The sequence below is a fragment of the Rhodococcus sp. GB-02 genome, assembly GCF_053470465.1.
In genome coordinates this window covers 321,554-341,818 of the sequence record NZ_JBPUKE010000003.1, presented here as the reverse complement: position 1 = coordinate 341,818, position 20,265 = coordinate 321,554, and the positions used below count along the sequence as shown (strand labels likewise).

General features: G+C 63.6%; 17 protein-coding genes and 2 pseudogenes. 15 read left to right on the top strand and 4 right to left on the bottom strand.

Annotated features, from left to right (window positions below; all coding sequences use genetic code 11):
• Nucleotides 1-8: 8 nt before the first annotated feature.
• Nucleotides 9-578 (bottom strand): annotated as a pseudogene (locus ACSW29_RS21925) (ArsR/SmtB family transcription factor); the annotation flags it as partial.
• 72 nt (nt 579-650) lie between these two features.
• Nucleotides 651-1,574, bottom strand: a complete 924-nt coding sequence (gene ypfJ / locus ACSW29_RS21920) for a KPN_02809 family neutral zinc metallopeptidase (protein ID WP_347872699.1) — start codon at nt 1,572-1,574, stop codon at nt 651-653.
• Nucleotides 1,575-1,737: 163 nt separating this feature from the next.
• Here ypfJ and aspS point away from each other — a divergent pair, with 163 nt between their 5' ends.
• From aspS to ACSW29_RS21905, 3 genes and pseudogenes are all read left to right on the top strand, one after another.
• Nucleotides 1,738-3,561, top strand: a complete 1,824-nt coding sequence (aspS, locus tag ACSW29_RS21915; protein ID WP_448278279.1) for an aspartate--tRNA ligase — start codon at nt 1,738-1,740, stop codon at nt 3,559-3,561.
• 18 nt (nt 3,562-3,579) lie between these two features.
• A pseudogene (locus tag ACSW29_RS21910) lies at nt 3,580-4,544 on the top strand (DUF389 domain-containing protein).
• Between the two features lie 191 nt (nt 4,545-4,735).
• Entirely contained in the window at nt 4,736-5,917 is a 1,182-nt protein-coding gene (locus ACSW29_RS21905; RefSeq protein WP_230815523.1) for a kinase, read from the top strand.
• Nucleotides 5,918-5,994: 77 nt separating this feature from the next.
• On the opposite strand, the gene ACSW29_RS21900 is transcribed toward ACSW29_RS21905, so the two are convergent.
• The gene (locus tag ACSW29_RS21900) at nt 5,995-6,375 is read right to left on the bottom strand and encodes a nuclear transport factor 2 family protein (RefSeq protein WP_317827960.1); all 381 of its coding nucleotides are present in this window, start codon (nt 6,373-6,375) and stop codon (nt 5,995-5,997) included.
• A 97-nt stretch (nt 6,376-6,472) separates the two neighbouring features.
• On the opposite strand from ACSW29_RS21900, the gene ACSW29_RS21895 reads away from it, so the two are divergent.
• The 11 genes from ACSW29_RS21895 to aroQ all read left to right on the top strand — a co-directional run bounded on the left by ACSW29_RS21895 (nt 6,473) and on the right by aroQ (nt 18,341).
• Complete coding sequence (locus ACSW29_RS21895; protein ID WP_448278278.1) at nt 6,473-7,894, top strand: replication-associated recombination protein A; 1,422 nt, start codon at nt 6,473-6,475, stop codon at nt 7,892-7,894.
• A gap of 77 nt (nt 7,895-7,971) precedes the next feature.
• Nucleotides 7,972-10,644: an alanine--tRNA ligase gene (gene alaS / locus ACSW29_RS21890; RefSeq protein WP_347872702.1), complete on the top strand. Its 2,673-nt coding sequence runs from the start codon at nt 7,972-7,974 to the stop codon at nt 10,642-10,644.
• A 2-nt stretch (nt 10,645-10,646) separates the two neighbouring features.
• Nucleotides 10,647-11,180, top strand: coding sequence for a Holliday junction resolvase RuvX (ruvX, locus tag ACSW29_RS21885; protein WP_230815526.1), 534 nt, complete (start codon nt 10,647-10,649; stop codon nt 11,178-11,180).
• The gene (gene mltG, locus ACSW29_RS21880) at nt 11,177-12,487 is read left to right on the top strand and encodes an endolytic transglycosylase MltG (RefSeq protein WP_230815527.1); all 1,311 of its coding nucleotides are present in this window, start codon (nt 11,177-11,179) and stop codon (nt 12,485-12,487) included. The genes ruvX and mltG overlap by 4 nt, the downstream gene beginning before the upstream one ends.
• A complete protein-coding gene (locus tag ACSW29_RS21875; protein WP_347872703.1) occupies nt 12,477-13,316 on the top strand; it encodes a shikimate dehydrogenase in 840 nt (279 codons plus the stop codon). The genes mltG and ACSW29_RS21875 overlap by 11 nt, the downstream gene beginning before the upstream one ends.
• Before the next feature lie 80 nt (nt 13,317-13,396).
• On the top strand, nt 13,397-14,035 hold the full coding sequence (locus ACSW29_RS21870) for a prepilin peptidase (RefSeq protein ID WP_448278277.1): 639 nt from the start codon (nt 13,397-13,399) through the stop codon (nt 14,033-14,035).
• A 225-nt stretch (nt 14,036-14,260) separates the two neighbouring features.
• Complete coding sequence (locus tag ACSW29_RS21865) at nt 14,261-14,959, top strand: S1 family peptidase (protein ID WP_230815530.1); 699 nt, start codon at nt 14,261-14,263, stop codon at nt 14,957-14,959.
• A 111-nt stretch (nt 14,960-15,070) separates the two neighbouring features.
• A complete protein-coding gene (gene aroC, locus ACSW29_RS21860) occupies nt 15,071-16,258 on the top strand; it encodes a chorismate synthase (protein ID WP_214886552.1) in 1,188 nt (395 codons plus the stop codon).
• Between the two features lie 13 nt (nt 16,259-16,271).
• On the top strand, nt 16,272-16,781 hold the full coding sequence (locus ACSW29_RS21855; RefSeq protein WP_230815531.1) for a shikimate kinase: 510 nt from the start codon (nt 16,272-16,274) through the stop codon (nt 16,779-16,781).
• Nucleotides 16,782-16,806: 25 nt separating this feature from the next.
• Nucleotides 16,807-17,916: a 3-dehydroquinate synthase gene (aroB, locus tag ACSW29_RS21850; protein ID WP_230815532.1), complete on the top strand. Its 1,110-nt coding sequence runs from the start codon at nt 16,807-16,809 to the stop codon at nt 17,914-17,916.
• A complete protein-coding gene (gene aroQ / locus ACSW29_RS21845) occupies nt 17,913-18,341 on the top strand; it encodes a type II 3-dehydroquinate dehydratase (protein WP_448278276.1) in 429 nt (142 codons plus the stop codon). Before aroB ends, aroQ begins: the two co-directional genes overlap by 4 nt.
• An 87-nt stretch (nt 18,342-18,428) precedes the next feature.
• On the opposite strand, the gene ACSW29_RS21840 is transcribed toward aroQ, so the two are convergent.
• The gene (locus ACSW29_RS21840) at nt 18,429-19,037 is read right to left on the bottom strand and encodes a B-4DMT family transporter (RefSeq protein ID WP_230815534.1); all 609 of its coding nucleotides are present in this window, start codon (nt 19,035-19,037) and stop codon (nt 18,429-18,431) included.
• A 111-nt stretch (nt 19,038-19,148) separates the two neighbouring features.
• Between ACSW29_RS21840 and ACSW29_RS21835 the strand changes: the two genes are divergently transcribed.
• A complete protein-coding gene (locus ACSW29_RS21835; protein WP_448278275.1) occupies nt 19,149-20,243 on the top strand; it encodes a M24 family metallopeptidase in 1,095 nt (364 codons plus the stop codon).
• Nucleotides 20,244-20,265: the final 22 nt, after the last annotated feature.

Below are 20,265 nucleotides of genomic sequence, written 5' to 3'. Positions count from 1 at the left end.
ATGTCAGCACTGGGATGCAGGGCGACAACCAAGCGGTGTTTGCGTCCGCCTTCGGAATTGCCGCCGTGGTACTTGGCGACGAGTGAGTTGATCGATTCGCCGAGCTCGCCGGCGAATGCGGCGCGGTCGGATGCCGTCTCAAAGGTGATCTCGCTGTCGATCACAAAGGAAGCCAACGGCTTTCCGGCCGCGGTTGCTCCGGCGATCAGCTCGCCGACCTCTCGGACGATCCGTGCTGCGAGAGTGACGAGCCAGCGCGCCGAGAGTTGATCAGGGAACCGGCTCGGATCTGGGGCGAGCGCAGACACGGCGGCAGGGGAGATGACGTACGACGCGGCGCTGGCGTGCATGATGCGCTCGGGCATGTTTCCACGCTTGCGTTCCTCGACGAGTTCGACCAGTCCGTGCTCTTCGAGAGTGCGCAGGTGGTAGTTCACCTTCTGGCGTGTCAGTCCCACCCGAGGTGCCAGCGAGGATGCCGATCCCGGCACCGTCAATTCGGCCAGAATCCGTTGCCGTATCGGGTCGAGCGATGCTTCCGCGGCAGCGGGGCGATCGATGACTGCGACTTCTAACATGAGAAAACCATCCCGCGACACTTAATTCTGTCAAGACAGAATTAAGTGTCGGTGGGATGGTTTCCGGGTTCTCTACCGCTTCAGGTCGGGCGGGTTGTTCAAATCCCTCGCCGAGTAGGTGTCACACGAGGAGACCTGGCCTGTTTGATAACCAGTCACGAACCACGCCTGCCGTTGCGCGGAAGAGCCGTGTGTCCAGCCCTCGGGGTTGACCCGACCGGTCGTGGACTTCTGGATACGGTCGTCTCCGACAGATGAAGCCGCCGACAGGGCGTCACGAATGTCCTTCTCCGAGAGTGGCTTCAGGAATGGCTGACCAGTCGCATCGTCGGGAATCGTGTCCGCGAAATGTGCCCAGACGCCCGCGTAGCAATCTGCCTGGAGTTCGGTGCGAACCGCACCCGACTGTTCGCCCTGCGGGTCGGCTTGCGCTCGGCCGATGTCGCCGAGCTGATTCTGGATGTGATGTCCGAACTCGTGAGCGACCACGTACTCCTGCGCGAGCGGTCCCGCGCTGGAACCGAAACGGTCGACGAGCAGTTGGAAGAAGCTCGTGTCGAAGTAGGCCGTCTGGTCGGCCGGGCAGTAGAACGGACCGACATCACTCGACGCCTGGCCGCACCCGGTGTTGACCGAACCGCTGAACAAGATGACCTCGGGTCGGACGTACGCCGTGCCGGTCTGCTTGACCAATTGCTGTTCCCAGACATCGTCGAGGCTTCCGACGGTCAGAGTTACTCTGCAGTTCACGTCTGCATTTGCCTGAGCGCCGGTGCACTCGTCTACCGAGGACAATCCCGTCGACGAATTCGACGTCTCCGTCGACGTGCCCAGAAGCGAGCCGGGATCGCCACCGAACAGCAGCGCCAGGATCAGGACGATGATGCCGCCCGCGCCGCCGCCGATCGCAATTTTGCCGCCCCGGCCACCGCCGCCCCCGCCGCCTTGAACCTGAACGCGTCCCGCTTCACCGCGAGCCCCCTCGTTGAAGGTCATCTATGTCCGCTTTCTGCTGTCGTGAACCAGTGCTTGCCGTCACTTCTGGGGATAGCTTCGCATGCGATGCGGGTCCGCGTTTCCGCTCTGCGCAGTTCGCTCCGTAGGATCGCAGGCAAAGTAGTCGGTCGTCGGTTATTGGAAGTAGTTCGAAAGGAATCCCGTGCTGCGCACACATCTCGCCGGTTCATTGCGACCCGAGCAGGCAGAGCAGACCGTAACGCTCACCGGTTGGGTAGCCAGGCGTCGTGATCACGGCGGAGTGATCTTCATCGATCTCCGTGATGCATCCGGAGTTGCGCAGGTAGTTTTCCGGGCAGGTGACGTGGCCGAGCAGGCGCACCGTCTGCGCGCGGAATACTGCGTTCGCGTGACCGGAACGGTAGAGGTTCGCCCCGAGGGCAACCAGAACTTCGAGATCCCCACGGGAGCAATCGAGGTCAACGCCACAGAACTCGAGGTTCTCAACGAAAGCGCACCGCTGCCGTTCCAGCTCGACGATCAGGTCGGCGAAGAAGCGCGCCTCAAGTACCGATACCTCGACCTGCGTCGTGAAGGCCCCGGCTCCGCAATTCGCTTGCGCTCCAAGGTAAGTGCTGCAGCCCGCGGCGTTCTCTCACACCACGAGTTCGTCGAGGTCGAAACTCCGACGCTCACGCGTTCGACGCCAGAGGGTGCCCGGGACTTCCTCGTGCCGTCACGCCTTCAGCCCGGCAGCTTCTACGCACTGCCGCAGAGCCCGCAGCTGTTCAAGCAGCTCCTCATGGTCGGCGGCATCGAGCGGTACTACCAGATCGCGCGTTGCTACCGCGACGAGGATTTCCGCGCCGATCGTCAGCCGGAGTTCACCCAGCTCGACATCGAGATGGCATTCGTCAGCCAGGACGACATCATCCTGCTTGCCGAGGAAATCCTCACGGCGCTGTGGAAGCTGGTCGGCCACGAGATCAAGACGCCGATCGACCGCATGACCTACAACGAGGCAATGCGTCGTTACGGCAGCGACAAGCCCGACCTCCGTTTCGACATCGAACTAGTCGAGTGCATGGACTTCTTCAAGGACACGACGTTCCGCGTGTTCCAGGCCGAGTACGTCGGCGCCGTCGTGATGCCCGGTGGTGCAAGCCAGCCGCGCAAGCAGCTCGATGCCTGGCAGGAATGGGCCAAGCAGCGCGGGGCCAAGGGGCTGGCGTACGTGTTGGTCGGCGAAGACGGCACCCTCGGTGGACCCGTTGCCAAGAACCTTACCGACGCCGAGCGTGAGGGTCTTGCCGCTCATGTCGGAGCGCAGCCGGGTGACTGCATCTTCTTCGCAGCAGGTGCAACCAAGCCGATGCGCGCACTTCTCGGCGCAGCCCGTGGTGAGGTCGCACGCAAAAAGGACCTCATCGATCCCGACGCGTGGGCTTTCGTGTGGATCGTCGACGCTCCGATGTTCGAGCCGACTGCCGACGCCACTGCTTCCGGTGACGTTGCGCTGGGCCATTCCGCCTGGACGGCCGTGCACCACGCGTTCACCTCGCCGAAGCCGGAGTTCTTCGACACGTTCGACACCGATCCGGATTCCGCTCTCGCCTACGCATACGACATCGTCTGCAACGGCAACGAGATCGGCGGCGGCAGTATTCGTATCCACCGCAAGGACATTCAGGAACGAGTGTTCAAGGTGATGGGTATCTCCGAGGAAGAGGCGCAGGAGCAGTTCGGCTTCCTCCTCGACGCCTTCGCCTTCGGCGCGCCTCCGCACGGCGGAATTGCATTCGGCTGGGACCGCATCACCGCGCTCCTCGCCGGCATGGATTCAATCCGTGAGGTCATCGCGTTCCCGAAGTCCGGCGGCGGCGTCGACCCGCTTACGGATGCGCCGGCACCGATCTCGGCTCAGCAGCGCAAGGAATCGGGTATCGATGCGAAGCCCGAGAAGAAGTCCGAGGAGAAGACGTCAGAGGACAAGAAGTCCGAAGGCGACACCGGCGAAGCCAAGTAGAGCCGACACCGGATCGCCGTGCTGCATTTGCGGGTGATCTGCCCGACCGAGCGCACCGAGCAAGTTCTCGGTGCGCTCGCGTCGCAGCGGGGTGCGACACACATCGTCGTATTGCGTGATGTCGCAGTTCATCCTGCCGGCGACATGGTGGAGGCCGACGTCGCCCGTGAAGCGGCCAACGACGTCGTCGATGTTCTGACCGCCCTCGGCGTCGCCGAGGACGGCGGAATGACGCTCGTACCGGTCGAGACGGTGGTGTCGGCGGCGGCGCGCAAAGCCGAGCGTGACGTGCCGGGTGATCCAGCGGATTCCCTCGTGTGGGAGGAATTGCTGTCCCGCACTCGGGAAGAATCAACTCTCAACGGATTGTTCGTCGCGTTCCTGACGATCGCGTGCCTCCTTGCTGCAATCGGCGTTGTCACCGACTCACAGATCACGATCGTGGGCGCCAGGTCGTCGGCCCCGAGTTCGGGCCGCTGGCAGCCCTTGGGGTGGCACTGGTGCGGCGGGATCGACGGTTGCGCCGACGCTCGATTCTTGCGCTCGCCGTCGGATTCCCCATCGCGATGGGCGTGACTCTTGCTGCCACGTTCGTGGTGAAGTTCTTCGGATGGATGGACGTCGTCAGTCTCGAATCACTCCACGAGGTCGATTTCGTCTACAAGGTCGGGCCCATTTCGTTTGTCGTCGCGCTTCTTGCCGGTGCGGCGGGGATGCTGGCGCTCGTCTCCTCGAAGTCCGCCGCCCTGGTCGGGGTGTTCATCTCGGTCACCACAGTTCCCGCCGCTGGTTTCGCCGTGGTTGCGGCAGCTAATGGCGAGTGGCGGATCGCCGGATTGTCGTCTCTGCAACTGGCGGTCAACCTGCTCGGGATAGTCATCGCCTGTGTACTCGTTCTCTTGGTCAGAACGCGCGCCGACGAGGAATTCGAAGCAGCGTTGAAAGGTATTTCTCGATTTGTCGACGAGGGCAAAACTCCATGATGTGGCCGGTTCGGAGTTCTGCTCACCGACAGCAGAATTCTCGCGAGAACTGTGCGACGGTGTGGCGATTAGGGACTTTTGTCATCACCGCAGGTAGACGGCAATTTCTGTTGACGTGAGGGCTTGAATTCTCCGCTGTGGGCGGATGAGCTGGGCATGATCGGAGTCACTAACGGGTAAGTTGGTCGGTGATGACCGCATTACTGGCAGACCCCGTTTCCGAAGTCGTCGCAGCTGCTGAGCAGTTGCTGACACGCCGCACAGGGGCACCCGTAACCCTGGTGGATCCAGTCGATCTCGGGGGGAGTGGCCGCACCGTCGTACTGCGCGTGCGTGTCGCCGAAAACCCGTTCTCCCTGCCCCGAACGCTGGTGATCAAGCAGGTCCGTGACAACTTCCAGGGAGCTACCAAGACGGCGATTGCGCTCCCCGCCGCGTCCGAGGGTGACTTCGACGTCGAAACCGCCTTTCTCCGTGAAGCGGTGTCGTATCAGTTCGCCAACGCGCTTGCCAAGGACGCCCGCCCCGGCGCCGAACTGTTGGCATCCGACCTCGACGCTCGTCTCCTGATCCTGAGTGACCTCGGCGACGCCACCGCCATCAGCGTCCGTCTCGAAGACTCCGACCCGGACACCGTCACGCACACGTTGATGGCCATGGCGCAGGCCATGGGCCGCATGCACGCCGCGACAGTAGGCCGTGAAGATGACTTCACCGCGCTGCTGCGTCGCGCCGAGGTCGCCCATTGCTCCGACGAAGTAGCGGATCAAGTGGGACGCGCAGTGGCCGGCGTTCCCACAATGCTGGTGGAAAGTCTCGGCATCGATGTGAGTTCAGACATTCTCGAGCAGGTGCAGCACGCACAAACGCTGTTCAGTGGCGGCCGGTTCCGTGCATTCAGTCCGTCGGACCTGTGCCCGGACAACATCATCGTCAACGACGACGGCGTGCAGTTCCTGGACTACGAGTGGGGCGGCTACCGCGACGCTCTCCTCGACATCACCTACGCGCTTGTGTCGTTCCCCGGTTGCCTGTGCAACATCGACCTGACCGAAGAGCGGGCGTCGGCGATGGTGGATGCCTGGCGGGCCGAGGTCGTCGGGATGTGGCCCGCCCTGGCCGACGAGGCCGAGTTGGGACGCAGGATCGTCGAAGCCCAACTCATCTGGGTCTGGCTCAGCACCTATCTGTACCTACCCGAAGATCATTCACGTATCGCTGCCGTCCGAGAGCACTATCTCTCGATCCCACGCGCCGACGCCCTGGTCGGCCGTTGGGCCAGGCTCGCACGTTCGGCACAGCTCGCCGGCAACGGCGCCGTCGAAGCGCACGCCCGCGAGGTCGTGGCGGCGCTGCGTACAGAGTTCAGTTGAGCATCTGGCTGATCACATGAGAAAGGGCGCCCGTGCACGGGCGCCCTTTTTGTCGAGTCCGTTCAGTTGACGGAGGCTCAGCTCTCGGATACGAGGTCGTTCTCGGACAAGTCCGTCGCTGCGAGCGCCGTCTCGAGATCAGGATGCCGGAACGTCGACGTGACCTGATCCGCCACGACTCGGAAAGCCGAGGCCACAGTTGCGGACTTGTCCGGTTCGGCCGCCCACGTTGCGGTCTGTTCGACGACGACTACGCCGTGGTGGACGTACATCTTGCCGGGCACGAGCGTGATGCCGGCGTTGGTGGCCCACTCGCGCAGGGCAGCGAGTCCCTGGCTCGCGCCCTTGGGGCCGCCTACCTCGATGTCGTCACTCGACAACTGCAGCAGTGTGTCGACGTCTTGGGAGTTGAGTGCATCGTGCCACGCGAGGACGGTGGCGATCTCGGAGGTGCTCATGGCGACAACGCTATTACAGCGCCTTCGCCGAGGACGTGAGGGCTGGCTGGAACTGCGGATTGCGTCAGGCGTCGGTGGTCTCTAGTAGCGTCGATTCGTGAGCGATTGGCAAGCGGAAGACAGTGCGGTGGCGGAAGACGGTCTCTTCGAGGCAACACCGGAAGAGCCCGAGATCGTCGACGAACCAGATGTCGTGTCGGTAGCCGAGCGTGCCTTGTCCTCGGTGCCGCCCGGTGCTCCTCTGGCTGTCCGCATGCGCCCGCTCACCCTTGGTGAGGTTGTCGGGCAACAGCACTTGCTCGGGCCCGGTGCGCCACTGCGCAGAATGGTCGAGGGATCCGGCGCCGCATCGGTACTTCTGTACGGACCTCCCGGCACCGGCAAGACCACGCTTGCTTCGTTGATCTCGGGTGCAACGGGCCGCCGGTTCGAGGCCTTGTCTGCCCTGTCCGCGGGTGTGAAGGAAGTCCGCGGTGTCATCGAACTCGCGCGTCGTCGCCTGCTGAACGGCGAACAGACCGTTTTGTTCATCGACGAGGTTCATCGTTTCTCCAAAACCCAGCAGGACGCCTTGCTCGCCGCGGTCGAGAACCGGATCGTTCTCTTGGTCGGCGCGACAACCGAGAACCCGTCGTTCTCGGTCGTCTCCGCGCTGTTGTCGCGCTCGTTGGTCCTGCAACTGCAATCGCTCACCGCTGCCGATGTCCAGGAATTGCTCGAGCGTGCGGTCGCGGACGAGCGAGGGTTCGGGGGAGCGATCACGATCGACGACGACGCGATGGAACATCTCGTCCGTCTGGCTTCCGGTGATGCACGCCGAGCCCTGACGGCACTCGAGGCCGCTGCCGGGGCTGCACTGGACACGGCCGGTGACGTGCCTGGTCCGGTGGTGCTCGACCTCGCGACCGTCGAGGCCAGCGTCGACAGGGCTGCGGTTCGGTACGACCGTGCCGGAGATCAGCACTACGACGTCATCAGTGCCTTCATCAAAAGCATTCGCGGCTCCGACGTCGACGCCGCTCTGCACTACCTCGCACGGATGCTGACCGCGGGCGAAGACCCTCGATTCATTGCACGGCGTCTGGTCGTTCACGCCAGCGAAGACATCGGCATGGCCGATCCGACGGCTCTGCAGACTGCTACCGCCGCCGCGCAGGCAGTGCAGCTGATCGGCATGCCCGAGGCGCGTCTTGCTCTGGCACAAGCCACCATTCATCTGGCGACAGCCCCCAAATCGGGTGCGGTCATCGCCGCTCTCGGCGCTGCCATGGCCGATGTGGCCGCCGGAAGATCCGGGCTCGTGCCGCCGCATCTGCGTGACGGGCACTACAAGGGCGCCGAGCAGTTGGGCAACGCAGTCGGTTACAAGTACCCGCACGACACACGTGATGGTGTTCTGCGGCAACAGTATCCGCCGGACGATCTGGTGGGTGTCGACTACTACCAGCCCACCGCTCACGGCAACGAGCGAGAGATCGCAGATCGGGTGAGCAAACTCCGCCGAATAGTTCGTGGCTGACGCCTGCCAGGTTCCACCGGTCGACGCGTTACTCTGGACACCCATAGCTCGACGCTCTTGAAGGTAAGGACCGGTTAGTGCAAACCCACGAGATCCGCAGGCGATTCCTCGACCACTTCGTCAAGGCCGGCCACACCGAGGTGCCCAGCGCCTCGCTGATTCTCGACGACCCGAACCTTCTGTTCGTCAACGCGGGCATGGTTCCATTCGTGCCGTTCTTCCTCGGGCAGCAGACGCCGTCCTACTCGCGCGCGACGTCCGTGCAGAAGTGCGTCCGCACCTTGGACATCGAAGAAGTCGGCATCACCACCCGCCACAACACCTTCTTCCAGATGGCGGGCAACTTCTCCTTCGGTGACTACTTCAAGAAGGAAGCCATCTCCCACGCCTGGCAGTTGCTGACAGGTTCGGTCGAGGACGGCGGATACGGCATCGATCCCACCCGGCTGTGGGCCACCGTCTACCTTGACGACGACGAAGCATTTGCGATCTGGCGCGACGAGGTCGGTCTGCCCGAAGAGCGCATCCAGCGCCGTGGCATGAAGGACAACTACTGGTCCATGGGCATCCCAGGACCCTGTGGCCCCTGCTCGGAGATCTTCTACGATCGCGGCTCCGAGTACGGCGTAGAAGGCGGCCCGGAAGCCGACGAGGACCGCTACATCGAGATCTGGAATCTCGTGTTCATGCAGAACGAGCGCGGCGAGGGCACCAACAAGGGTGACTACCCGATCCTCGGACCGTTGCCGAAGAAGAACATTGACACCGGCATGGGCGTCGAGCGCGTTGCGTTCCTCCTCCAGGGCGTCGAAAACGTCTACGAGACAGACCTTCTCCGCCCCGTCATCGACAAGGCCGCCGAACTGACCGGCAGCGTGTACGGGACCGATCACACTTCTGACGTCCGTTTCCGCGTCATCGCCGACCACGCACGCACCGCCGCGATGTTGATCGCCGACGGTGTGAACCCCGGCAACTACGGCCGCGGCTACGTCCTGCGCCGGTTGCTGCGTCGTATCGTGCGCTCAGCCAAACTGCTCGGCAGCGAGCAGCCCACCATGCGCGAGTTCATGATCGTCGTCCGCGACACGATGGCGCCCTCGTACCCGGTTCTGGAAACCGACTTCACGCGCATCGAGAACGTTGCCGTCGGCGAGGAGACCGCGTTCCTCAAGACGCTGGCTTCGGGTTCGGCACTCTTCGAGAATGCTGCCGAGTCGGTCAAGTCGTCCGGAAAGTCGGTCATCGCCGGCGATCAGGCGTTTGCACTGCACGACACCTACGGCTTCCCGATCGACCTCACGCTCGAAATGGCGTCCGAGGCCGGGCTCACCGTGGACGAAGACGGCTTCCGCACGCTCATGGCCGAGCAGCGCAAGCGCGCCAAGGACGACGCTCAAGCGCGTAAGCACGCGCATGCGGACCTGACGGTCTACAAGGAACTGCTCGATCGAGGCGCCACCGAGTTCACCGGTTTCGACGAACTCGTCTCCGAGGCTCACGTCCTCGCGCTGATCGTCGACGGCGTCCGCGTGCCGGTGGCGAAGGCCGGCCAGGACGTCGAGGTCATCCTCGACCGAAGTCCGCTCTACGCAGAGTCCGGTGGACAGATCGCCGACATCGGTTCGCTCACCGCTCCGGGCCTCGAAGCCAAGGTCAACGACGTGCAGAAGATCGCCAAGAAGGTCTGGACGCACAAGGTGACGGTCAAGAAGGGCGAGATCACCGAGGGTGACGTCGTCCTCGCGCACGTCGACGCCGAGTGGCGCAAGGGCGCAACCCAGGGGCACTCCGGTACCCACATGGTGCACGCTGCGCTGCGTCAGGTGCTCGGCCCCAACGCCGTGCAGGCCGGCTCGCTCAACAAGCCGGGTTACCTCCGTTTCGACTTCTCCTGGCAGGGCGCGCTGTCCGAGTCCCAGAAGCAGGACATCGAAGCCCTCACCAACGAAGCCGTGGCGTCGAACTACGCGGTCAACACTTTTGTCACGGACCTCGACAAGGCCAAGTCGATGGGTGCGATGGCACTCTTCGGCGAGAACTACGGCGACGAGGTTCGTGTCGTCGAAATCGGCGGCCCGTTCTCGATGGAACTGTGCGGCGGTACTCACGTCGGAAGCTCCGCTCAGATCGGTCAGGTTACGCTGCTCGGTGAGCAGTCCGTCGGCTCCGGAATCCGACGCGTCGAGGCGTACGTCGGTTTGGATTCCTACCGCTACCTCGCCAAGGAGCGCGCGCTCCTGGCCGGACTGTCCTCCTCACTGAAGGTTCCTTCGGAAGAGGTGCCTGCTCGCGTCGAGGCGCTCGTCGAGCGACTCAAGGTGGCCGAGAAGGAACTCGAGCAGACCAAGGCCAAGGCTGTGCTGGCGTCGGCAGGCGAGTACGTCGCCAAGGCCAAGCGCATCGGCAGCGTCCTCGTCATCGCCGAACCCGCTCCTGCCGGAGTCGGTGGAAACGATCTGCGCAGCCTCGTCACGGACATCAAGGGTCGCCTCGGCTCCGAACCTGCCGTCGTCGCTCTCCTCGGTGACGTCGACGGCAAGGTTCCGTTTGTGGTCGCCTCGAGCAAGGCAGCGCAGGGTCTCGGTGTGAAGGCAGGCGAACTGGTCGCGTCGTTCGGACCCAAGATCGGCGGCCGCGGCGGCGGAAAGCCCGACATGGCCCAGGGCTCGGGTTCGGACTCCGCAGGAATCCCGGCGGCGCTCGATGCGATCCGGGACAGAGTCGGAGAGCTGGCGGGCGGCAGCTGACAGTGGTGGCTACGCAGCAGGGTCCCGATCGCCCCGGCATCGACGACCCTGGTCGCGGGCGGCGCATCGCCATCGACGTCGGCAGTGTTCGCATCGGCGTCGCGTCCAGCGACCCCGACGGCATCCTCGCTACACCGGTGGAAACGGTTCCACGCTCGAAGGAGCGTGGGCCCGACGCGCCGGATATCCGGCGCATTATCGACATCGTGTCCGAATACGAGGCCGTTGAGGTTATCGTCGGACTGCCACAGACGCTGCGCGGTGAGCAAGGTAAAGCCGCCGGTATCGCGACTGCATTCGCCAAACGACTGCAGCGGGCCGTCGAACCGATCCCGGTGAGACTGTCCGACGAACGACTGACGACTGTCACGGCTGCGCGCAATCTCCGCGAAAGCGGAGTGAAGGCACGCGGGCAGCGGCCGATGATCGATCAGGCTGCGGCGGTGGAAATCCTGCAAGGCTGGCTGGACGAGCGGAGTAGAGCTGTGAAACCAGGGGAGTCGTCGAAGGACGCTGCACTGGAGGGCGATCTGTGAACGCGCGGTGGGATGAGGGCGGCGGAAGCCGGCCCACCAGTTCGTTCGACTTCGACAACGACGAGACCATGGTCATGCGTGCGCTGCCGCAGAACATCGATCCGCCGCACATGTCGCGAGCCGAGGCACGCAAGCAACGCGAAGCGCGCAACAAGCGCGCCAAGCGAGGCAAGAAGGTCGGTGTTCTCGCCCTACTGGTGTTGGTGATCGCAGTCCTCGGTGTCGGTGCATACGGCGCTCTCTGGTACATGGATCGCAACAAGGCCGCGGAGGACTTCGCCGGCCCAGGAGGCGCACCCGTGGTCATCCAGATCAACAGTGGAGAAACCGCATCGGAAATCGGTGCGACGCTCGAGGCGAAAAACGTCGTCGCGAGTTCCGCTGCTTTCTACAACGCGGCGATCGCCAATCCGTCGGAGATCCAGAAGGTGCAACCCGGCTTCTACCAGGTGCCGGTGCAGAGTAGCGCCGCGAGCGCACTCGACGCCTTGGTTGCCCCGGACTCCCGCGTCGGCAGTGTTGTCATCGCCGAGGGACGTCAGCTGCACGACAGTTCGGACGCGCAGACGGGCTCGCTCAAGAAGGGCATCTACAACCTCATTTCCGAGGCGAGTTGTGTAGGCCCGGTTTCCGCTCAGAAATGTGTATCGACAGATGAATTGAACACTGCGGGAGCATCTTCCGATCTGGCTTCGCTCGGCGTCCCGGACTGGGCCATGTCTTCGGTCAAGAGCGTTCCGGACAAGGACCGTCAGCTGGAAGGTTTGATCGCGGCCAGCAGTTGGGATTTCGACCCGACTGCGACGCCCACCGAGATCTTGCGTGCGTTGGTCGAGGGCAGTGCCGCCAAGTACGAGGCCACCGGGATTCTGACAGCCGGAAGCGGCGTCGGTATGTCGCCGTACCAGTTGTTGGTGGCAGCGTCGTTGGTCGAGCGTGAGGCATTGCCCGGCGACATGGCCAAGGTCGCGCGAGTGATCGTCAACCGACTCGCAGTCGATCAGCCGTTGCAGTTCGACTCCACGGTCAACTACTCACTCGACACCACCGAGGTCGCCACCACGGATGCCGACCGTGAGCGCGTCACTCCCTGGAACACGTACGCGATGCCCGGCCTGCCCGCGACACCCATCGCTTCGCCGAGCATCGACGCTCTCAAGGCCGTGGAATCTCCGGCAGACGGTGACTGGTTGTACTTCGTCACGATAAACAAGGAAGGCCAGACACTCTTTACCAAGAGCTACGAAGAGCATCTCGCCAACATCGAACTGGCACAGCAAAGTGGGATTCTCGACAGTGGACGGTAGTACCGCGGCAACACTCGAGACGCCGCGCAAAGCAGCTGTTCTCGGAAGTCCGATCGCTCATTCGAAATCGCCGTTGCTGCATCTTGCGGCGTACGAGGCTCTGGGTCTTCGCGATTGGACCTACGAGCGGATCGAGTGCACCGGCGAGCAGTTGCCTGCCCTCGTGGACTCACTCGGCCCCGAATGGGTCGGCCTCTCCGTGACGATGCCCGGCAAGATCGCAGCACTCGAGTACGCCACCGAACGCACACCGCGGGCGGTGACCATCGGCTCGGCCAACACCTTGGTTCGCATCGACGGCGGTTGGCGTGCCGACTGCACGGACGTCGACGGAGTCAGTGGTGCGTTGATCGCCGGCGGTGTCGGCGATCTCAGCGGGACTTCGGCGGTAGTTGTCGGCGCGGGAGGCACCGCGCGGCCGGCACTGGTCGCGTTGGCCGACATGGGAGTTCGGGCAGTCACCGTGGTCGCACGTGATCCGGGACGCGCGTCCGGTGCCATCGAATGCGGTGGTGCTGTCGGGTTGGACATTGATCTGGTTGCGTTCGACGACGCACGGCTCAGTGGAATCTGCGCCGAATCCTCGGTCTTGGTCAGCACCGTTCCCGCAGATGCGGCAACGCCCTTTGCCCAGCAATTGGGGAAGGCGCGATTTGTCCTTGACGCGATCTACAACCCCTGGCCGACGCCACTCGCTTCGGCTGTCGAGGCGGCTGGTGGCACGGTGATCGGTGGCCTCGAGATGTTGCTCAATCAGGCCTTCGGACAGGTAGAGCAGTTCACGGGCAAGCCCGCTCCGCGAGAGGCGATGGCAGCCGCTATCGCCTAGCTTTGTTCACAGTGTTGAGGTAGTCCACAAGGCGATTCGGAGTCTGCCGCTGGTGAACGCCGGACTCCAAGCTCGAAACCATGTGGACTTTGGTGGTCTTGGCAGGCGCTGGGGTAATCGCTGGGTTCGGTGCTCGGGCGATCGTCGACAGTTGGTTGCGGCGACACGGTTATCGACCAGCCGTGACTCGCTGTTGTGCGCCGCAGTGCGCTGTCGCACTAGGTTGGGTTGTCGTCGGCGCACTGACTACCACGGTGGCGCAACTGATCTCAGGTCTCGCCGTGGTGTGGTGGTGTGTCGCAATCTCGATTGTCGACCTGGCTGTGCGCCGGCTGCCCAACAGCTTCACGCTGCCGGGCTACGCAGTCGTGATGGTCTACGCGACGATGTCGGGAACGGTGTTGGTGGCCGCGGTGGGATCGGTACTGCTCGCCGGAATCCACCTCCTGGCGCACGTGATGTCGCCTGGTTCCATGGGTATCGGCGATGTGAAGCTCTCTCTTCCTCTGGGTGCTCTGACCGGATTGGTGGGCGCTGACGCCTGGCTGTGGTCGTTGGTGTCTGCGTCGGTGCTCACCGCAACCCTGGGTATCGTGATCGAACTGCGAAGACTGGAACGGCAACAGTCGGGACCGGTAGCCCACAATTCGCCCATTGCGCACGGACCCTCGATGTGCCTGGCAGCATGCGGTTCGATTGCGTTTGCCTGGTGGACGTGACGAGCGCAACATCCGCGGAAAACCTGGCGTTATTGACTATTCAACGACGGACCGTGATCTGCAGGAAAGACGTAACCGTCGGTTTCATACAGGCGGGTATCGCAGGCGCGCAGTCCCAGTAGGCGGCGCGTCGGACTTGCCGAATGTCCACACCCTGACGTTGACTGAGGCTTCGGAAATGGGACAAAACGAATCTCGTTTCGCACTCGATTATCGGGGGAACCTATGCGCACAAGGCTTTTCGTCGCTGCGGCAGCCTGTTTGGCGGCTGTGGCTGCAGGGGCAGGCGTCGCCGGCGCCGCGCCTGCACCATCATCGGTGGCACTGGGCGGGGGCTCAGGAATCCTACTGCCGGACGTGGATCACTCCGATCCGGAGCAAGTTGCTGCCTGCACACTGACCGCAGTCGGCTATGACAACGCCGGTTCGCTCGTGGCACTCACCGCCGGACACTGCGGAGTTGTCGGGGACCGGGTGTTCGCCGAATACCTACCGGAAGCCGGCCCCATCGGCCGATTCTCCTACTCGAGTCCGGTCTCGGACATTGCGGTGATCGATCTCGACGACTCCAAGGTAGCCCCGCTGCGTACCGTCGGCGGCACGACGATCAACGGTATCGGCGCTCCGCCGGCACCGGGCACGATCGTGTGCAAGGAAGGCCGCTCGACCGGCAACACGTGCGGTATCACCTGGGGTTACGACTCCGTCTACGGTGAGATCGTCGAGCACACCTGCTCGATCCCCGGTGACTCCGGTGGACCACTCGTCGTCGGCGATCGCCTGGTGGGCTTGATCAGCAACGGCTTCCCGCCCTACTGCTTCGAGCCGCTTCCACCGCCGTTCCACGCTCCCGACAACTCGGCGGACATCAACATCGGTTTGGCTGACATCAACGCCAACGGTGGAGGATTCCGCCTTCTCTAGACCCGCAAGTACTGCTGAGATGGCCCACACGCATCGTGCGTGTGGGCCATCTGTGTTCACCGGGAGGGCCACTGTGACAACTGAGGTCCGCGACGTGGAAAGATGGTCGGCGTGCTGCGTTGGATAACTGCCGGAGAATCCCATGGTCCCGCCCTCGTCGCGATGCTCGAGGGCATGGTCGCGGGGGTCGAAGTGACCTCTGAGGCCATCTCGTCCGAACTTGCCCGTCGTCGACTCGGTTACGGCCGTGGCGCGCGGATGAAGTTCGAGGCCGACAAGGTCACGATCATCGGCGGTGTCCGCCACGGATTTACGCTCGGTGGCCCCGTGGCGATCGAAATCGGCAACACCGAGTGGCCCAAGTGGGAAACCATCATGTCCGCCGACCCGGTCGACCCGGACCTGCTTGCCGATCAGGCTCGCAATGCCCCGCTGACGCGCCCGCGTCCCGGACATGCCGATTACAGCGGCATGCTCAAGTACGGCTTCAACGACGCGCGTCCCGTCCTCGAGCGCGCCAGCGCTCGCGAGACCGCAGCCCGTGTAGCCGCCGGAACCGTCGCGCGGTCGTTCCTGCGTCAAGTATTCGGTGCCGAGGTCGTTTCACACGTCATTTCCATCGGTGCTTCCGAGCCTTACGTCGGCCCCGTGCCGGAGGGCAAAGACCTGGACGCGATCGACGCGAGCCCGGTGCGCGCATTCGACAAGGCTGCAGAAGAGTCGATGATCGCCGAAATCGAATCGGCCAAGAAGGACGGCGACACCCTCGGTGGCGTCGTCGAGGTCGTCATCCACGGCCTGCCTGTCGGACTCGGTACTTTCGTCAGTGGCGCCGAGCGTCTCGATTCACGACTTGCCGCTGCCCTCATGGGAATTCAGGCCATCAAGGGTGTCGAGGTCGGTGACGGCTTCGAGACCGCGCGTCGTCGTGGCAGCGAGGCTCACGACGAAATCCGTCCGGGACCGGACGGCGTCGTGCGCTCCACGAACCGCGCAGGCGGAATCGAAGGTGGCATGACCAATGGTGAGGCTCTTCGAGTTCGCGCTGCGATGAAGCCGATCTCGACCGTTCCGCGCGCTCTGGCGACCGTCGACATGGAGAGCGGCGAGGAAGCGGTTGCCATCCACCAGCGCAGCGACGTGTGCGCGGTTCCGGCCGCCGGCGTCGTCGCCGAGTCGATGGTCGCGCTTGTCGTGGCTCAGGCCGCACTCGAAAAGTTCGGTGGTGATTCCATTGCTGAAACCACTGCCAACTACCGTCGTTACGCCGAGGGCATCGCAGCCCGACCGCCTCGATAGGGCTCACGTATCGATGAAGCCGAAGGCTGTACTCATCGGTCCGCCCGGCGCCGGCAAATCGACCATCGGTCGACGCCTCGCGCAGGCCCTCGAACTCGAACTGGTCGATACGGACGCCGAGATCGAACGGACCACGGGTAGGACGATCCCGGAGATCTTCACCCACGACGGAGAGCCTCGGTTTCGTGAGATCGAGGAAGCGGTGGTTCGCGACGCGTTGCAGGCCACCGACGGAATCGTCTCGCTCGGCGGTGGTGCGATCCTCTCCGATCGCACGCGCGAACTGCTCCAAGGTCACACGGTCATCTACCTGGAGATCAGTGTCGCCGAAGGGCTTCGCCGCACGGGGGCGAACAATCATCGTCCGCTGCTGGCCGGCGGAGATCCCAAGGTCAAGTACCAGGAGCTGATGAGGCGTCGTCGTCCGCTGTACCGGCGTTCGGCCACGATTCGGATTCGGACCGACGGCCGCAGTCCGGCGCGTGTCGTCGGGCAATTGGTGTCGAAACTTCAAGACAAATGAACAACCGGAGCGGAGTAGTGGAGCAGTGACCGAACCCGTACGTGTAGAGGTGAAGACCGCAAGTCCCTACCCGGTCGTGATCGGCCGCGGCCTGCTCGGCGATCTTGTTGCCGAGTTCGACGGCGCGCGCACTGTCGCGATCTTCCATCAGCCGCCATTGGCAGAGACCGCGGAGGCAGTACGGGCTGCATTGGCGGAGAAGGGAATCGACGCTCACCGTATCGAAATTCCCGACGCCGAAGACGGTAAGGATCTTGCCGTCGCCGGCTTCTGCTGGGACGTACTCGGCCGGATCGGTCTGACTCGCAGCGACGCGATAATGAGCTTGGGTGGGGGAGCGGCGACCGACCTCACCGGCTTCGTGGCAGCCACCTGGATGCGCGGCGTCAAGGTTGTTCACGTCCCGACCACGTTGCTCGCGATGGTCGACGCAGCGGTGGGCGGCAAAACCGGAATCAACACCGAAGCGGGCAAGAACCTCGTCGGTTCGTTTCACGAACCCGGAGCGGTGTTCATCGATCTCGCGACACTCGAGACGGTGCCGCACAACGAGATCGTTGCCGGCATGGCCGAGGTCATCAAGACCGGATTCATCGCCGACCCGGTGATATTGGACCTGATCGAAGCCGATCCCAAGGCGGCTCTCGATCCGTCGGGAACTGTTCTGCCCGAGCTGATTCGGCGCTCCGTCGAGGTCAAGGCCAAGGTCGTGGCCGCGGATCTGCGCGAGTCGGATCTGCGCGAAATCCTGAACTACGGCCACACCCTCGGCCACGCGATCGAACGTCGTGAGCGGTACAAGTGGCGTCACGGTGCCGCTGTCTCGGTCGGTCTGGTCTTCGCTGCCGAACTCGGACGGCTCGCCGGTCGACTCGACGACGTCACCGCGGATCGTCACAAGTCGATCCTCGACCTCGTTGGTCTGCCGACGTCGTACGACGGTGACGCATTCGGTGACCTGCTGAAGGGCATGCAGACCGACAAGAAGAACCGTGCCGGGCTGCTTCGTTTTGTGGTCCTCGACGGACTGGCCAAGCCGGGCCGCCTCGAAGGGCCGGATCCGAGCTTGTTGGTCGCGGCGTACTCCGCGATTGCCCGCGATCCGAGACCGGCCGGCGGAACGGTTCTGCTGTGAGGATCAACGTCGTCAACGGACCCAATCTGGGGCGTCTGGGTAAGCGTCAGCCCGAGGTCTACGGGGCGACCACACACGACGATCTGATCGAATTGTGTGTCGCGGCGGGCAAGGATCTCGGCGTCGAGGTGGTCGTTCGTCAGAGCGATCACGAAGGTGATCTTCTCGGCTGGATCCACGACGCAGCAGACGCGGGGGAACCGGTGATTCTCAACGCCGGTGGCTTGACGCACACGTCGGTGGTCCTACGCGATGCGTGTGCCGAGCTGACCGCCGGACTGGTCGAGGTGCATATCTCGAATGTTCATGCGCGAGAAGAGTTTCGGCACCATTCCTATCTGAGTCCGATCGCGACCGGTGTGATCGTCGGACTCGGCGTCGCCGCGTATCCGCTGGCGATCAGGTTCCTCGCCGAGCGGGTCTGAACGAAGCGAAGTCGAAAGTACATCCACACGAATGTGGCCCCGAGGAAAATTTCCTCGGGGCCGCATTCGGTTGTGTAGAGGGTGGCGTTACTGCTCGCGCTTGCCCAGATCGATCGCTGGGAAGACCGCGGTATCGGCGTCGGATTCCTCGACGGACATGGCGGCTCCGCTGTATGCGTGCTGCTCGGTGGGGGAGTCGTAGCCCTCGCTGACAGGCACTGGTTCGCGATGACGCTCGTGGGTCGGGGTCTGCGGAGCTGTACCGTTCTTGCGCTGTTCACGGCTGACGAAGAAGCGTCCGACGGTGATGGCGACCATGGCGGGGACGAAGATGAGAAGGATCGTGAACGCCGCACCAGAGGTCACCTCGAAGAACAAGCCCTGCTGGGTCAGTTCGAGGGAGGGGACCAGGCTGAGTGCCCAGCTGGCAGCGCCGGCGACGAATCCGCCGACCAGCGCAGCCTTGAGCCACAGCATGGTCAGATCGGCGCCGTCTTCGGGTTCGGGGAAGTCTCGGCGGTCACGAATGCCGTCGATACCACCCCAGATCGCGGCGAAGACGATGACGATCAACAGGGACAGCCAGCGCAGGGTGGACCCCTGAAGTGGCCACTGTGCGATTGCTGCACCGAGCAACGCACGAAACACAACATGTATCAGGGCCATGCCGAGGCCACGTACCAACCACGCATTCATGGGTACAGCCTAACTAGAACCCATTACACCTTGTGGCCTAACCCACACTTATTGCTGTAACCGTGAGTTTCGAGTTGATCGGCAGGTCTGCGCGGGCGGTAGGTTCGAGGGATGCCGGTCGACTTCAGAACACGCCGTGAATCCCTCAGACGCCTCCTCGCGGAGCGCGAACTCGACGCGATTCTCGTCACAGATCTCCTCAACATCAGATACCTCACCGGATTCACCGGTTCGAATGCGGCGCTCGTCGTCAGTGCGTCCGATTCAGCGTCCGACGAACGCGCGACGGTGATCTGCACCGACGGTCGTTACGTGACGCAGGTGGCGGAGCAGGTGCCGGACCTTCGTGCCGATATCGCCCGTTCGAGTGCTGCGCACTTGATCGAGACGTCCGCGGTGCCCGTTCTCGCGTTCGAATCACATGTAGCGACATTCGCCGAACATCGGGCATGGACCGAGGCAGCGCCGAAGATCAGGTTCGAACCGGTGAGTGGCCTTGTCGAACAGTTGCGCATGGTCAAGGACGAGCACGAGGTGGAGTTGTTGCGCGCCGCCTGCACCGCAGCCGATGTCGCGTTGGCGCAGTTGATCGCTCGCGGTGGCTTGCGACCTGGCCGAACGGAACGAGAGGTCGGCCGCGAGCTGGAAAACCTGATGCTCGACAACGGCGCAGACGGTATTTCCTTCGAGACGATCGTGGCGGCCGGTGCCAACTCGGCAATTCCTCATCACCGGCCGACCGGCGCGATTCTTGCGTCGGGCGACTTCGTCAAACTCGACTTCGGAGCTCAGGTCGGCGGGTATCACTCGGACATGACCCGGACCTACGTGCTCGAGTCCGTTTCCGATTGGCAACGGGAGATTTACGAGCTCGTCGCGCGTTCGCAAGCTGCCGGTTGCGACGCCCTCGCTCCGGGTGTCGAATGTGCGGCCGTGGACGCCGCCGCCCGTGCGGTGATCGACGATGCAGGCTATGGCGAGTTGTTCCTGCACGGCCTCGGCCACGGTGTCGGCCTCGAAATCCACGAAGCACCGGGAATCGGCAAGCTCGGCACCGGTACACTTCTTTCCGGCGCGGCGGTGACCGTCGAGCCGGGCGTGTACTTCTCCGGGCGCGGAGGTGTACGGATCGAGGACACGCTCGTTGTTCGTGAGCAGGGGCCAGAGCTGCTCACACTGACCGCAAAAGACCTTACCGTCGTCTGAGACGGTTTCCCGACCCCTAGGA

Excerpts from the sequence above, each read along its gene's own strand:
- ACSW29_RS21840 (WP_230815534.1), bottom strand. The coding sequence starts at position 19,037 with ATGAATGCGTGGTTGGTACGTGGCCTCGGCATGGCCCTGATACATGTT.
- ACSW29_RS21865 (WP_230815530.1), top strand. The coding sequence starts at position 14,261 with ATGCGCACAAGGCTTTTCGTCGCTGCGGCAGCCTGTTTGGCGGCTGTG.
- ACSW29_RS21870 (WP_448278277.1), top strand. The coding sequence starts at position 13,397 with ATGTGGACTTTGGTGGTCTTGGCAGGCGCTGGGGTAATCGCTGGGTTC.
- ypfJ (WP_347872699.1), bottom strand. The coding sequence starts at position 1,574 with ATGACCTTCAACGAGGGGGCTCGCGGTGAAGCGGGACGCGTTCAGGTT.
- ACSW29_RS21855 (WP_230815531.1), top strand. The coding sequence starts at position 16,272 with ATGAAGCCGAAGGCTGTACTCATCGGTCCGCCCGGCGCCGGCAAATCG.
- ACSW29_RS21905 (WP_230815523.1), top strand. The coding sequence starts at position 4,736 with ATGACCGCATTACTGGCAGACCCCGTTTCCGAAGTCGTCGCAGCTGCT.
- ACSW29_RS21835 (WP_448278275.1), top strand. The coding sequence starts at position 19,149 with ATGCCGGTCGACTTCAGAACACGCCGTGAATCCCTCAGACGCCTCCTC.
- ACSW29_RS21900 (WP_317827960.1), bottom strand. The coding sequence starts at position 6,375 with ATGAGCACCTCCGAGATCGCCACCGTCCTCGCGTGGCACGATGCACTC.